The following is a 15189-nucleotide window of genomic DNA, read 5'->3' as shown; positions in this document are numbered from 1 at the left end:
AAGGCGCTGGTTTTTTAAAATATTAAATAGTAAAGATATTTTCACAGTTTTACGACTAGGTGAATGAACAGTATTCGCCTTATAAAAGCATACTGAATAGGCTAAAAAAGTTACAGTAAGTTGTGTTTTGAGGTACTCGAAATTAGATTCGAACTTCTAAAACGATTTGCTCTTGCAGTGGGCTGGAAAACTACCTCAAAGTCGTTGGTTTTTGTTCGAATATAATGTTAACTCAAAATATTGAGGGGTTTACGGAATTCCGTAATAAAATAAGAGAAAGTTTTATATGTTTGAGGAGAAAATAAAGTTGTTTAACTATCCAAATTATGGAAATAGTAGTTTAGTATGGTTAGTTTCGATATTTGTAATAAAATAGTTTGGTAAGTGTTTAATTTACAGAAAACTAATTATGGATATCGCGTATTTTACAAAACATTAAAATAGGTTTTGTTTTATGAAACCAAACTAATATTAAATAAAATTTTGATTAAAATATGAGCTTGACACCAAGAGGTATGAGTATTCAAGAAATATATAGACAATACTCAGATAAAAAATTTTTAGTAAATAGAAAATATCAAAGAAAATTAGTTTGGACTGTTGATGAAAAAGAATATTTAATTGACAGCATAATTTCGGACTTCCCTATCCCTTTAATACTATTTGCCAAAACTCAAGATGATAAATTTGAAATCATAGATGGTTTACAAAGATTAAATGCGATAATTTCTTTTGTAGAAAATCGTTTTTCAGTTGATGGAAAATTTTTTGATGTTAATCAATCATCACGAGCAAAACAAAATTGCGATAAAAAATTATTTGATGCAGTAACTGATTTTAGTTTGCTTTTAGACCCCCAAACTTGTGCAAATTTTCTTGACTATCAATTAGCGATTACAGTTTATCCTAATTCTAATGAAAATATAATCACAGATATTTTTGGTAGAATAAATTCAGGTGGTAAACAACTAAGTCCTCAAGAAAAGAGACAAGCCGGAATGATTGATAATTTTTCTGACTTAATTAGAAAAATATCATCTGAAATTAGAGGTGATTCATCAAACGATTTGCTTGAACTCTCTGATATGCCAGAAATCAGCATTGATTCAACACGTGAAAATATAGGTTATGGATTAATAGCTGAAGATATTTTTTGGTGCAAAAATGGTGTTATTTGGAAAAAACAATTAAGAGATAGTGAAGATGAAGAAATGATAGTTGACATAGTTTCATCTATTCTTAAAGATGAGCCTTTAGCTAAAAGTAGAGATTTATTCAATAAAATATATGATGAAAATTCTGATGTTCACAAAGAATTAAATAAAGAGTTAATCATATATGGAGCCGAAAGGATAACTCATGAAATAAAAGTCGTGTTTTCTATACTTGAAGAAATATTTGACTCCCAAAACACAACTATAATTGATATCACGAATCCAAAATCTAGAAATCCTGTTAAAGAGTCTTTTTATTCAATTTTTATGGCACTTTTTACCCTAATAGTAAAAGAAGAAAAATCACCTGCAGAAAAAGACAAAATTGTAAATGCTCTTCAATATTTACAAAAGAAAATGACATCTACAGCTAATTACTCTGTCACAGCTGATAGAGAAAAAAATATAGACCTAACATATGGTTTAATTCATAAATTTTTTGTAAAAAAAGACCCTCCTGTACTAAAACATGGGGCTGGATTAGCATTAGATTTTGAAAATTCTATAAGACGTTCAAAAATTGAGTCAAATAGATATGAATGCAAACAAGGCTTCTTTGATTTATCTACTAAAAGAAAATTAAATCAGAAATTGTACAAAGAAATAATTGATACAATTTGTGGTATAGCTAATGTAGGACCTGAGGAGGATGGATTTTTATTTTTTGGTGTTGCTGATAAACAAAGTGATGCCGAAACCATTAAAAAATTAGACTCAATTGTTTTTAGAACTATAAATGATAGATATATAGTTGGAATTGACAGAGAATTAAAAATAGAAAAATGGTCTTTAGATGATTATGTAAATAAATTATTAGGTGAAATAGATAAATCAGAGCTTTCAGAGCCATTGAAAAGTCAGGTCAAAAGTCAAATTGATATTATAGATTACAAGGGAATGTCGATTATAAGAATTAGAATTCCTAAACAATCTGAAATATCATTTGTTGGCAAAAAATCTTTTATAAGGGAAAATTCTAAAACTATTGAAATGGATGCTCCACGCCTTCTTGCGATAAGTAAACTATTTAAATAATTTTACCTTATATTACATTAAAAAATGACAAGTTTGTATTGAGTAGAATATTAGAATATGTTTCACTTAAATAGAAAATTTTTATTAAAATCACCTAAATAATGTATATTGAATGAAAAAAATCGACCTTCATACACATACAATTTCAACTGTGAGCGATTATGATTTCACATTCGATTTGACAAAAGTTACAGAATATGTTGAAAAACTAAAAATTGATGCACTAGCGATAACGAATCATAATGTATTTAATTTAAAGCAATACTACGAAATAAAAAATGTTCTCTCAATTCCGGTTTTTCCTGGAATTGAAGTAGATTTAGAAGGAGGACATATTTTAGTTATTACAGATATTGATGATTTTGAAATATCAAATTTTGATGAAAAGTGTAAATTAGTTTCAGCCAAAATAATAACAAATACAGATTCACTAACATTAGAGGAATTCAATTCTATATTTTCTGATTTAAGTAAATATATATTAATACCTCACTATGATAAAAGCCCTGTAATAAAAGACGATGTTATCGATAAATTAGCACCTCATATAACAGCAGGAGAAGTAGCAAGTATATCTAAATTTAAAAGGCTCTTCAGAGAAGAAGATGATTTAGTTCCTGTATTATTTAGCGATATGCGATTTAGATCAGATTTAAATAATTTTTCTACTAGACATACATTTTTTGATTTAAATGAAATTACATTTGCAGGGTTAAAGTCTTGTCTAGCAGATAAAAGCAAATTAGCATTATCAGAAGAGGATGGAAATGAATTTTTCCAAGCCACTGTCGATGGTCTAAAGCTTTCAACAGGTCTAAATATTATTTTAGGAGAACGTTCTTCTGGAAAAACAATTACTTTAAATAAAATTGCTTCATCATCCGGAAATGCTAAATATATAAAACAATTTTCCCTTCTTCAAGATGATGAAGAGACATTCAATAAAGCGAATGATCATAGACGAAGCATTGTATACAATAGATATCTTAAAGAGTTTAAAAATGTCGTTGAAGACGTGCTTCAAATAGATTTAAAACAAAATCATTTGAATATTGAATCTTATTTAGATTCTTTGAAAAGGTACGCAACTGAGAGCGAAAAAAAGGATTTGTATTCGAAATGTAATCTTTTTAATGAAAGTAATTTTGTTGATAATGATTTTACAAATCTTGATAAATTAATTCAATCTGTAATTTATATTATTGAAAATAATGAATATCAAGATATAATCACACAACACATATCGATTATTAATTTAAAAAACTTGCTTAACGATTTAATTGATAAAGCAATATCTTCCAAAATTGAAAATGAAGAAAAGAAATGGTTAAATGTTATTATAAATGATATACAACGTGAATTAAGAGTTAAGACTACTAGTGTTTTTGTAGAGAATTTAGATTTCTATGAAATATCAATTGAAGAAATGAAAGTTGAAAAATTTAATAATCTTGTCAAGGAACTTCAAAATGAACGAATAATTAATGAAGATAGTTTAGGTAAGTTTTCAATAATCACTTCGACAAAGAAAATTTATGGAGCATCAGATTTACAAAAAATTGGAAAAGATAAAAAAGCTTATTCTCCAGCTTATACTTTTTATAATAATCCTTATCCATATCTTTTGAAATTAAAAGAAATTGGTATTGAAGAGGCTTCAATTTATAATTTTTTTATTAAAATTGAATCTGAAACATTAAATAGTGATGGATTTAAAGTTTCTGGTGGTGAACGTTCAGAATTTAATCTGATACACGAGATTAAAGATGCTACTAAATTTGACATTCTATTAATTGACGAGCCAGAATCTTCGTTTGATAACTTGTTTTTGAAAAAAGAGATTAATACTTTAATTAAAGATATTTCACTTCTAATGCCTGTAGTAGTTGTAACACATAATAGTACCGTTGGAGCATCTATTAAACCAAATTATGTAGCAATCACACAAAAAAAAATTGAAAATAAAGAAATCATTTATCGAATATTTTCAGGTTATCCATCTGATAAAGAGTTAATTTCTTTTGATGGTGATAAAATTAAAAATTACGACTCCATATTAAATTGCTTAGAAGCTGGAGTAGAAGCATATCAAGAACGTCAAAATTTAACTTATGAAATACTTAAAAATTGATAATAATAAAGGATATTTTAGATTAGTTTCTGATGAAACTTCTTGGATAGAAATTGATAAAATAGATAAAGATAGCTTATTATCATTATTAAAATTAGCAGGGCGTTCAGACGAATTTAAAATGGATGAATATCAAGATGAATTACTTCAAAACCCTGCGCATAATATAATTTACAAGAATATCTTTTTGAAATTCAATGATTTTATTGAAAATAAAACAAGATTTAAAGATAGTGTAGAATCAACTTATAAACCTGCTTTAGAGAAATATAAAATAGAAATCGACTAAAAGCCTTTCTCTAACATTATATTGGTTAAATGACAGATTAAAGGAAAAACTTTAAGTTTTTCCTTTTTTTATAAATTCAGAAAATGATAAAAGTTTGTTGCTTAGGTTAATGCAAGATTGAAAGTTTCGACTTTCTATTTCACCGTTATCGCCAATACGCGATCCGTTAGCAGATATTTCTACAAATAACATTTTAATAATTAAATCATGTTAAATTGGTTCAATAATTTAGATACAATATTACAAACAGCAATTATTTCCCTTATTACTTCAATTACAATAATGGTTCTTACTTGGATAATTGGAATACTCAAAGATAGATATAGCTTAAACTATAAGCTTAAAAAAGAGTATGAGTTTTCACAAAGAAAAAAATTGAAAGAAGAAATAGCAAAAAATAAAATGCCACTTTTAAATAGTATTGAAGAGTTGAACTACCGAGTTTACAATTTAAATATAAATTTAAACAAAGGTTGGTTGAATATCTCAGAACATAATTGGTTTATAAATGAACAGTATTTTCTTAATAGTTCTATTTATAGAATGCTAGAATTTTGGTATTGGATTATAAAGACAGAGCGTGATACTATTTCAATTGATTCTACAATTGCGGATGATGAAGATATTTTATTTTTAACATATATAAAAACTTTTAAAAATATATTTTGTGATGCTGAAATACTCAAAGAACTGGGCTATAATTCTAGCCAAGATACAAATCATTTTTTTAAAAATGATTTGGAAACTTACGGTAATTGGTTGATTGAAAATGATAAATTAATTGGATTTGAGGAATTTAAAACTAAACTTAAATTAAATTATGTTGGATATAAAAAAGTGATTGAATATTGGACAAGTATTAAAGATATTGATAGTGATAAAAATTTGAATGCTATGAGAGCGTTTCATCTAATTTCAATTAATTTTCTTAATAAGTTTGGACATAATTATCAAAAAACTAATACAAAAAAAATTAAAATTTTAACAAAGTCTTACAATACTAAATTAAAAATTAAATCGGGTTTTAAAGACTTTTTGATAAAGAATAAATTAGATAAGGAAATGAAATATATTATGAAGGAATTAAATAAAAATTAAGCATGAAGGACTTCCTATTGGATTGAACTGCAGATAACTAATTAGTTATCAAGATGTTTTTGAGCTATAGTCTTAAGATATAGCATCTTGTCTTAAAATCAATTATTAAGAAGTACATTTGATATAGAATCAAACGATTCCCATCATCGTTTAAAACTTTCACGATGAGGTGTTCCCGATAATTTAAAAAAGGGAGCATCCCTATTTACCAGTACCCTTATCCCAATTTTAGCATACAACTCCTTATATAAACAACTTTAGATATTCATGCCTATAGATACTATTAGAATCGAAATAATTGATGTGGCTCATGCTCAAGGCTATTATGAGCTTTATAAAAACAGAGCTGCTAATGGGGATCATTGCTTTTTAGTCAATGAAGAGCCTTTAGATTTTTTAAAGCGTATTAGCTCCTATTGTGAGGCGTTATATGTCATTAAAACTAGTGACAATCCCAACGCTATCATTGGTGATATTGCTTTGCATCATTACAATATAGAAGACAAGAGTATTCAATTTGGAGGTACGATACTGTCAACATATTGGGGAAAGAACATCATGAAGCTGGCTTTTGAGCAAGTGAAAGAGGTAATACACCAAGAGTTTAAAGTGAATAAAATACTTGGCGTAACAACACCTGATAATAGTAAAGCCATTCGTTTAGTAGAAAAATTGGGTTTTGTGTGTGTCGCTAAGGATGATAATGAGGTTACTTACGAATTCGTGTTATCGCAATAAATCAAACTGAATCTAGCTTCACTCGAATTCAGTTTGACTCTTTTAATCTACGATTTAATAATCCATCCATGTTTTAAAAAGTGGCTTTTTCTCTCTACTAATCAGAACTTCTTCTTGGGGATTATTTTTAAGATCAATTTTTAGTTTTCCATTAAAATAGTTATGCACTTTTTGAATGGCATTTAGGTGTACAATATATTTTCGATTTGTGCGAAAGAATTCTTTTGGATTGAGTTGTAATTCAAGATTCTCTAACGTTTGAGGGATTACCTCTTTTTCTCCAGTATATAGTTTAGCGTAGGTAATATTGAGTTCGGAATAGAAAAAAGCAATTTCATGAATCAGGACTGTTTTGTAACTATCTCGGTAGGGAAGTAAAAATCTAGTGCGGTATTCCTTTGGCTGAATGTATTGGAGTAAATTCTCAATAGAAGGACGTAGCATTTGCGATTCGAATTTATTCAAAGCAAGTTCAAGTTCGTCTTTTTCAATTGGTTTTAAGAGGTAATCAATACTGTTGTATTTAAAGGCTTTTACCGCATATTCATCATAAGCGGTTGTAAATACAACCGGGCATTCTATTTTTACTTGATTGAATATTTCAAAGCTAATACCATCGGCTAATCGTACATCCATCATAACCAAATCAGGGGCTAAATGCTGACTAAACCAGTTGATTGCGCCTTTTACACTATCGAGAATAGCGAGTATTTCTATATCGGGTCTTAACTCGATTAATAACCGCTTAAGTCGATCACTATTGGGTTTCTCATCCTCTATAATTACAATTTTTTTTACTTTCATATGATCATCGGTATTTTTACAGTAAAGGTATGTTCACCCTTTTCAATGCATGGTTTTCTATCAGAAACTAAGGCGTAACGACTCATGATATTATTGAGTCCTATGGTTGCAGATTGAGGTTTGGTAAGCAAAGGCAATAAATCATTCACCACAATTAATTCATTTTCATTGGTGGAATAAACGCTGATTTTTAAGGGATTGTTTTTCAGGGTTTGATTGTGTTTTAGCGCGTTTTCAATCAAAAGTTGCAAAGATAAAGGAGGTAACCTCAAGGGAAGTTTATCTTGTTCAATATTTATTTCGAAAATAACGCCTTCTCCAATTCGATTTTTAATCAGGAAGAGATAGGAGTTTAAAAATTTTAGTTCCTCTTCTAATGTGATCAGATTCTTTTTTGAATTGACTAAAAGGTAACGGTAAACTTTGGTGAAATTCTCGGCATAATGATAGCCCAGTTGTTGATCTTCTAGTATTAATTCAGATAGCACACTTAGGTTATTAAACACAAAATGGGTATCGAGTTGTAACCTTAAGGCTTGCAATTCTGCTTCTGCAGCTACTTGTTTATGTTGTGTTGCGGTTAGTTCGTATTCTGTTGCTTTTAACTGATGTTCTGCGGCTTCAATAGCAGTTGCTTTCCAGTTTTGCAACAAGAAATTACCGGTACTAATGGCACTGATCATCAAGACAATGAGTATGGTTGCTACAACCCATTGAAAGAATTCTCTCATTTCTTTTTCTGTTGGGGTAGAAACATCAAAAATCTGATTGATGATAAAATTTAAAATAGAAATGACTACAAGCACGCCAATGATTTGAATGATAATTTGCGTAATCAATCGCTTTAAGGGCTTGATGGTCCAAGGCATTTTTACATTGAGTACAGAATCGAGATATAAACTCAATTCAGAGATTATCCCACAAAAAATCAAAGAGGTTGACCACTCTATGATGATGTCGACATAAGATCGGTCAAAGTAGTCCGTATAGTAGGTATTATAGGGGTCTAACATATAACAAAGTAAATGCGAGCCTACAAAAGCAAATAAGATTAAAATAATTCTAATTTCTTTATTTGTAATCATTTAGTTCGTTTTTTAATCCAGTTGTAAAGATAATAATTATAAGTCTAGCTCCTTCTTGTAAACCGTTTACTGATGTAGTAGCACAATAAGGTTTCTTAAAAGTATGCAAGCTAAAAAACGAAAGGAACTTTTCGTACTATAATTGCATTGGAACGGAAAAAATAGGCAGTGAACAGTCAAAATCTCAGCGGTGAGATGTAACTGAAATAAAGGAGGGTAAAACGGGCTATTGCTAACAAGGGTAAGGCTTAGGGGAAATTGCTACCCGCTATTTGGGTTGTGCGAATCAGTTGACTTTGCTTTAAAAACGCTTCACTTGGATATTTTTACGTTTCACCACATTTCTCTCCATAAAGAATAGGAGTCTGTTCTTTCTTTGCCCCCAATTATTAAACAAACATTCAAAAGAAATGATGAAGTATTCTACTAAAAAATGGAAAATTCGACCGGTATTATTGACTTTAATTTTAGTGACAATGTTAGCTGCTTGTGGTTCAGAAAATCAGGAATCGGCTCTATTTGATATGCCTGCTCAAGAAACAAATTTTGTTGCGTTAGAGCAAGGGAATGCCACTATAACGCATACTTATCCTGGAATGATTGAAGGAGCTGTTAATGTTGATATTAAGGCACAGGTTAGTGGATATTTAGAAGAAATCTATGTGAAAGAAGGAGATTATGTTGAAAAGGGACAATCGCTGTTTCGCATAAAAGGGGACGTTTTCCATGAACAAGTAAATAATAGCCAGGCTGCTTTAAAATCAGCACAAGCTAATTTAGCTACGGCAACCTTAGAGGTAGATAAATTAAAACCTCTAGTGGAAGGTAAAGTAATCAGTACGATTCAATTAAACGAAGCTAAAGCCCGTTATGAAGCAGCCTTAGCACAAGTCGCTCAGGCAAAAGCAAGTTTGGGGTCTTCACAACTCAATGCTGAATTTGCGTTGATAAAAGCCCCAGTTAGTGGTTATATCAGCCGTATTCCTAGTCGCATAGGGAATTTAGTAACTCCAAGTGATGCTGCTCCCTTGACAACGCTATCAGACATCCATGCTGTTTTTGTGTATTTCTCTTTTAGTGAGGCCGATTTTATCGCCTATAAAAGACAGCAAAAAGATAAAGAAACAATTGAATTAATCTTGGCGGATGGATCAATATATCCGCATCAAGGAAAACTGGAGTTTGCAAGTGGAAATATTGATAGAAACACAGGGAGTATGACCATGAAAGCCATTTTTGAAAATCCAGATAAGCTATTGCGTTCAGGAGGATCAGCACGTGTTGTAATCAATAAAATACAAGCGAATGTTTTAAAAATTTCTAAACTAAGTGTAAAAGATATTCAAGATAAGTTTTTTGTGTTTAAGCTGATAGAAGAGAATAAAGTAGCGATGACTCCTGTTGAAATATTCGGTAGCTCGGGTGATGATTATTTAATTCAATCTGGAGTTGAACAAGGAGATAAGATTGCCCTAAATAGAATAGATGCTCTTATGGATGGGATGGAAGTTATTCCAGTTGTAGCAGAGTAGGCGTATTTAAAATAAACGAAGTATAAAATAGAATTATGTTAAGAAAAATAATAGACAGACCGGTTTTAGCCACCGTTATATCCGTGATTATTGTAATCTTGGGTATTATTGGGCTTAGTCGTCTTTCAGTTACGCGTTTCCCCGATATTTCACCACCAACCGTAACCGTAACAGGTTCATATCCTGGAGGAAATAGTGAAACGGTTATTCGTTCTGTAGTGACTCCTTTAGAGGAACAGATCAATGGAGTAGAGGACATGCAATACATTAAATCTACGGCGAGTAATGATGGAACGTTTTCTATTTCTGTCATTTTTAAACAAGGAGTTAATGCAGATCAGGCTGCAGTAAATGTTCAAAATCGAATCCAACAAGCGACGCCAATATTACCAGCTGAGGTTTTGAGAATGGGACTTACCACCTCAAAACAGCAGAATAGTATGATTATGGTGTTTAATCTTTATACCAGCGATAATGAGAAATACGATGAGAAATTTCTTCAGAATTACGCGAATATCAATCTTATTCCACAAATCAAACGGGTTCCTGGGGTAGGTCAAGCGCAAATTTTTGGTAGTAAAGAATACTCCATGCGCGTTTGGTTAGATCCAAGAAAGATGGCGGGATATGGTTTAGTTCCTGCTGATATTACAACAGCTATTGCCGATCAGAGTTTGGAGGCCGCACCTGGTAAGTTTGGAGAAGATTCGGATGCGGTGTTGCAGTACGTCATGCGTTACAAAGGGAAGAAAAATGTGCCTGAAGATTATGGCAATGTCGTTGTGAAAAATGAAGGAACGAATATCATTCGATTAAATGATGTTGCTCGAGTAGAATTTGGATCTGTTTCGTATGGAAGTGAAAATAAGAGCAATGGTAGAAATGCGGTGACGATTGCTATTATGCAAACTACAGGATCAAATGCCAATGAAATTGAGATTGGAATTAATAAAGAAGTAGAGCGTTTATCTAAATCTTTTCCCCCAGGTATTCATTTTAGCAAAGTAATGAGTACAAAGGAAAAATTGGATGAAGCAACCAGTCAGGTGACAACGACGCTTGTTGAGGCATTTATTTTAGTTTTTATTGTTGTATTTCTGTTTTTACAAGACTTGCGTTCAACAATAATTCCCGCTATTGCTGTTCCTGTTGCTATTGTCGGTACGTTTTTCTTTTTGTTGATTTTTGGGTTTACAATCAATATATTAACGCTTTTTGCCTTGGTTTTAGCCATTGGTATTGTGGTCGATGATGCCATTGTGGTCGTTGAGGCGGTCCACAGTAAAATGGAAGGTAGTTCCATGTCTGGTAAAGAAGCAACTAAAAGTGCGATGAGTGAAATTACAGGTGCTGTTATTTCAATTACATTAGTCATGTCTGCTGTGTTTATTCCAATTGGTTTTATGGAAGGTTCAGCGGGTATATTCTATAAACAGTTTGCCTATACACTAGCGATTGCAATTATCATTTCGGCTGTAAATGCATTGACGTTAACGCCTGCTTTATGTGCGCTATTGTTGAAAAACAACCATGGACATGCTACAGAAAAGAACGGATTCGGGCAGCGCTTTTTCACCGCTTTTAATGTTGGGTTCAATAATTTAACCGATCGCTATGTACATGCTGTTCGATTTTTGGCGCTGCGCAAATGGTTGGCAACGGGGTTAGTTGTTGGGATAATCGCTATCGCTGCTTGGGCGATGATGAGCACGCCAAAGAGTTTTGTTCCGATGGAAGATGACAGCATGTTTATTTATTCCTTAGAGATGCCTCCAGGAACCAATGTGGGGCCAACATTAAAGGTAATGGAAGAAATAGATCGATTGCTAGCAGAAGTAGAGGCAGTTGATGAAAATACGGCTATTACAGGATTTAACCTTTTGAGCAATAGTAGTGGTCCAAGCTATGGACTTGGATTTGTTAAGTTTAAACCACAAAAAGAAAGAGGAGCTGTTAAGAATATAGATGAATTAATGGCTATTGTCAATGAGAAATTGGCAACCATTAAAGAAGGGACAGTCATGGCGCTGAGAATGCCTCCTGTAGAAGGGTATGGTGTTTCAGGGGGAGCGGAACTAGTCTTGCAAGATCGTATGGCACGTGATCCAAGTGTGCTAAAGGCTAAGGCAGATGAGTTGATTGGACAAATTATGGCAATACCTGGAGTACAGATCGCCTTTACGATGTTTAGAACGGATTATCCACAATATGAAATCGAAGTAGATGAGGATAAGGCGAAGCAAATGGGCGTGAGTGTAAGCGGTTTATTAAACGTGATGCAAACGTTCTTTTCGGGAGATCAATCTTTAGACTTTTCTCGTTTTGGTAAGTTTTATCGCGTAAATATTAAAGCGGATGGCGTTTTTCGCAAGGACAAAGAGTCGTTGAATGAAATATTTGTGAAAAACAAGGCGGGAGAAATGGTTCCTGTGAAAGCTTTGGTAACGCTTAAGAAGGTGTACGGACCAGAATCGGTTAGTCGTTATAACTTGTACAATGCTGTAACAATTAATGTGAGTGCAAACCCTGGGGTGAGCAATGGCGAGTTAATGGGGAAAATGGAACAGGTTTTAGATCAACTTCCTTCGGATTATAGCTATGAATGGACGGGATTGAGTTTAGAAGAACAATCAGCAGGAAATCAAACGGTATTAATCTTGTCGTTGTGTCTCTTGTTTGTTTACCTCTTGCTTGCAGCACAATACGAGAGTTATCTGTTACCTCTTGCTGTTTTATTATCTATACCAACGGGCGTATTAGGGGCTTACATTGGAATTAAAGCGGTTGGATTGGACAACAATATTTACGTTCAAATTGGACTTATTATGTTGGTTGGATTACTGGCTAAAAACGCGATTCTAATTGTCGAATTTGCCGTACAAAGGCGTCAATCTGGATTGGCAATTGCGGAGGCCGCTTTCGAAGGGGCTAAATCGAGATTGCGTCCAATTGTAATGACCTCGCTAGCCTTTATTGTCGGTATGATTCCTTTGATGCTTTCTTCAGGAGGTACAGCCACAGGTAATAAATCGATTAGTATAAGTGCAGCAGCTGGAATGTTAAGTGGAGTAGTACTCGGAATTTTTGTTATTCCACTTTTATATATTCTTTTCCAGTATGTACAAGAAAGAATTTCAGGTGTAAAAGAAAATGAACGTGAAACAGCACACAAATAAAGTTAAAAAATGAAACCAATATATAGCGTATTAGGTATAGCTACCACAATGTTACTGATTACGTCTTGTGTGGGGGCTAAAAAATACAAACAGGAAGAGTTAAATCTTCCTGTTACATTCCGCCAAGAATTAGAAGTAACAAGTGATAGTGTACAGTTACCATGGAAAAGGTTTTTTCGCGATGAACAACTCGTTGTCTTAATTGAAAAAGCTTTAGAGAACAATAATGATATCCATATCGCTTTAAAAAATATGGAACAATTAGATCTAGCCTTTAGGCAAGCTAAATTAGGATTGTTGCCCACGTTAGATTTTGCTGCGGGAGCTAGTAGAAATTATGGCTCAAAAAATGCGATGAGTAGCCAGATGGCAGAACAATTCGCATCAAAATCGTATGTAGATGATTTTAGTTCTTCGCTTAAACTGACTTGGGAAGTGGATATCTGGGGAAAAACGAAATTGCAAAAACAGGTTGCTCAAGCGGATTATTTTGCACAAGCAGAAAATCTTTTAGCGCTTAAAACACGCATCATTGTACAAGTGGTACAAGCGTATTACAACTTAGTGAGTCTTGATGAACAGTTAGAAATTGCCAAAGAAAACATTGCGCTAAGTGAAACAACGCTGCAAATGATGCAATTGCAATATGAAGCAGGACAGGTTAATTCACTTGCAATCGAGCAAACCAAAGCACAGAAAAAAACAGCAGAACTGCTAGTTCCATTAGTGAATCAAAATATTGCTATTCAAGAGAATGCGTTGAGTATTATCTGCGGAAAGTACACTGCACAAATAGATCGCACCACAGGGCTTCAAAATATCGTACAAGAAGAGGTGTTAACCTTGGGAGTTCCCGCTCAGTTGATTAGTCGAAGACCCGATGTGAAAGCGGCAGAATACGCAGTAGTTGCGAATCATTCGAAAATAGGATTAGCGAAGGTAGCGATGTATCCTAGTATTAGTATAAGCCCACAAATCGGAACCAATGCAGCGAAGTTTAATGATTGGTTTGATCTTTCAAACGCGCTAACTAAAACATTGGTAGGGAATTTAACAGCGCCAATATTTCAAAAACGAGCTTTACAAACAGCGTATAAAACGGCTGTTTTAGAAGAGGAGAAAACAAGAATCCAATTTAAACAAGTGGTATTAAATGCCGTCGGAGAAGTTTCGGATGAATTAGCAAAATACAAGGCTGCAACGGAACGATTAGTCTTGATGCAGGAAAAAGCTGCTTCTTTAGAGAAGGCCACTGCGGATGCTTTAAAATTGTATCAAAGTGGAATGGCGACCTATTTAGAAGTGATAACCGCTCAAAATAACAGTTTGCAAAATGCACTAGATAAATCTACTACAGAAATGGAAAAGCTCAATGCTTCTGTCGGATTGTACAGAGCTTTAGGGGGAGGAGTTGAATAAGGTTAAAATAGAAATTATGAAAGAACAAATTTGCCAAACAGCGCTAGGCCTTTTTATACAAGATGGTTTAAGAAGAATTACAATGGATGACTTGGCTTTGGAATTAGGGATTTCTAAAAAAACGATTTACCAATACTTTTCTTCAAAAGAAGAACTAATTGGCCAATGTGTAAAAGAGGTCAATCGAATGGTTCTGGTGTATCTTAAATTTCTCAAGAAGAGTAGGCTTTTGGCTATTAAAGAGTTATTAGAAATTAGGCAATGCTTAGAAATATTTATTGCATTTAGTTTTTCCTCTATTATCAATGAACATTCAAGGTTTTATTATAAGATTGAATCCAAACAAAAGAAATTTTTAACTCAAAAAGTCAGCCCTTATTTGGAAGCAAATTTAGAAAAGGGGATACAAGAAGGGGTATTTAAACAGGATTTGGATGTTGAATGCTGTTCGTGGTCGTTTATTTCCCTTATTACTTCAAAATTGCCCTCGGAGTATGATCACGATACGTTAAAAGAGTCGATCGTCGATTTTTATTTTAAGGCAATCACAACAGAACAAGGAAGTGATGAATTTCGATTGCTGAGTAAAGATTATTTAGAGGAAGTTAATTTTGATGATTTGCTCAAAGTCATTTAAACGTATAGAAACTAACGTTAGATTTTAAAAA

Annotated in this window: 11 protein-coding genes; 9 read left to right on the top strand and 2 right to left on the bottom strand. The window is 32.7% G+C overall.

Features of this window, described 5'->3' with window-relative positions:
* The first annotated feature begins 515 nt into the window (after positions 1-515).
* From ACUTSE_RS02980 to ACUTSE_RS02960, 5 genes are all read left to right on the top strand, one after another.
* Complete coding sequence (locus ACUTSE_RS02980; RefSeq protein ID WP_445639181.1) at positions 516-2249, top strand: GmrSD restriction endonuclease domain-containing protein; 1734 nt, start codon at positions 516-518, stop codon at positions 2247-2249.
* Positions 2250-2361: 112 nt separating this feature from the next.
* Complete coding sequence (locus ACUTSE_RS02975; RefSeq protein ID WP_445639180.1) at positions 2362-4380, top strand: histidinol-phosphatase; 2019 nt, start codon at positions 2362-2364, stop codon at positions 4378-4380.
* Positions 4361-4669: a hypothetical protein gene (locus ACUTSE_RS02970; RefSeq protein ID WP_445639179.1), complete on the top strand. Its 309-nt coding sequence runs from the start codon at positions 4361-4363 to the stop codon at positions 4667-4669. Before ACUTSE_RS02975 ends, ACUTSE_RS02970 begins: the two co-directional genes overlap by 20 nt.
* 207 nt (positions 4670-4876) lie before the next feature.
* A complete protein-coding gene (locus tag ACUTSE_RS02965; protein ID WP_445639178.1) occupies positions 4877-5767 on the top strand; it encodes a hypothetical protein in 891 nt (296 codons plus the stop codon).
* 267 nt (positions 5768-6034) lie between these two features.
* The gene (locus tag ACUTSE_RS02960) at positions 6035-6505 is read left to right on the top strand and encodes a GNAT family N-acetyltransferase (RefSeq protein WP_445639177.1); all 471 of its coding nucleotides are present in this window, start codon (positions 6035-6037) and stop codon (positions 6503-6505) included.
* Between the two features lie 54 nt (positions 6506-6559).
* Here the strand turns inward: ACUTSE_RS02960 and ACUTSE_RS02955 are convergent, their stop codons facing one another.
* Positions 6560-7309: a LytR/AlgR family response regulator transcription factor gene (locus ACUTSE_RS02955; protein ID WP_445639176.1), complete on the bottom strand. Its 750-nt coding sequence runs from the start codon at positions 7307-7309 to the stop codon at positions 6560-6562.
* Entirely contained in the window at positions 7306-8394 is a 1089-nt protein-coding gene (locus ACUTSE_RS02950; RefSeq protein ID WP_445639175.1) for a sensor histidine kinase, read from the bottom strand. The genes ACUTSE_RS02955 and ACUTSE_RS02950 overlap by 4 nt, the downstream gene beginning before the upstream one ends.
* 410 nt (positions 8395-8804) lie before the next feature.
* Here ACUTSE_RS02950 and ACUTSE_RS02945 point away from each other — a divergent pair, with 410 nt between their 5' ends.
* The 4 genes from ACUTSE_RS02945 to ACUTSE_RS02930 are packed head-to-tail and all read left to right on the top strand — an operon-like array spanning position 8805 to position 15158.
* Entirely contained in the window at positions 8805-9926 is a 1122-nt protein-coding gene (locus ACUTSE_RS02945; RefSeq protein WP_445639174.1) for an efflux RND transporter periplasmic adaptor subunit, read from the top strand.
* A gap of 35 nt (positions 9927-9961) precedes the next feature.
* Positions 9962-13102 carry an efflux RND transporter permease subunit gene (locus ACUTSE_RS02940; RefSeq protein WP_445639173.1) on the top strand — a complete coding sequence of 1047 codons (3141 nt, stop codon included), beginning with the start codon at positions 9962-9964 and terminating at the stop codon, positions 13100-13102.
* Positions 13103-13111: 9 nt separating this feature from the next.
* Complete coding sequence (locus ACUTSE_RS02935) at positions 13112-14521, top strand: TolC family protein (RefSeq protein WP_445639172.1); 1410 nt, start codon at positions 13112-13114, stop codon at positions 14519-14521.
* Between the two features lie 16 nt (positions 14522-14537).
* On the top strand, positions 14538-15158 hold the full coding sequence (locus tag ACUTSE_RS02930; protein WP_445639171.1) for a TetR/AcrR family transcriptional regulator: 621 nt from the start codon (positions 14538-14540) through the stop codon (positions 15156-15158).
* The last annotated feature ends 31 nt before the right edge of the window (positions 15159-15189 follow it).

It is taken from the genome of Myroides sp. TSA_177.3 (assembly GCF_052691955.1).
The sequence above is the reverse complement of the archived record's forward strand: the minus strand, read 5'-3'. Positions and strand labels throughout refer to the sequence as shown.

Coding starts and splice junctions, on each gene's coding strand:
- ACUTSE_RS02980 (WP_445639181.1), top strand. CDS start 516: ATGAGTATTCAAGAAATATATAGACAATACTCAGATAAAAAATTTTTA.
- ACUTSE_RS02975 (WP_445639180.1), top strand. CDS start 2,362: ATGAAAAAAATCGACCTTCATACACATACAATTTCAACTGTGAGCGAT.
- ACUTSE_RS02970 (WP_445639179.1), top strand. CDS start 4,361: ATGAAATACTTAAAAATTGATAATAATAAAGGATATTTTAGATTAGTT.
- ACUTSE_RS02965 (WP_445639178.1), top strand. CDS start 4,877: ATGTTAAATTGGTTCAATAATTTAGATACAATATTACAAACAGCAATT.
- ACUTSE_RS02960 (WP_445639177.1), top strand. CDS start 6,035: ATGCCTATAGATACTATTAGAATCGAAATAATTGATGTGGCTCATGCT.
- ACUTSE_RS02955 (WP_445639176.1), bottom strand. CDS start 7,309: ATGAAAGTAAAAAAAATTGTAATTATAGAGGATGAGAAACCCAATAGT.
- ACUTSE_RS02950 (WP_445639175.1), bottom strand. CDS start 8,394: ATGATTACAAATAAAGAAATTAGAATTATTTTAATCTTATTTGCTTTT.
- ACUTSE_RS02945 (WP_445639174.1), top strand. CDS start 8,805: ATGATGAAGTATTCTACTAAAAAATGGAAAATTCGACCGGTATTATTG.
- ACUTSE_RS02940 (WP_445639173.1), top strand. CDS start 9,962: ATGTTAAGAAAAATAATAGACAGACCGGTTTTAGCCACCGTTATATCC.
- ACUTSE_RS02935 (WP_445639172.1), top strand. CDS start 13,112: ATGAAACCAATATATAGCGTATTAGGTATAGCTACCACAATGTTACTG.
- ACUTSE_RS02930 (WP_445639171.1), top strand. CDS start 14,538: ATGAAAGAACAAATTTGCCAAACAGCGCTAGGCCTTTTTATACAAGAT.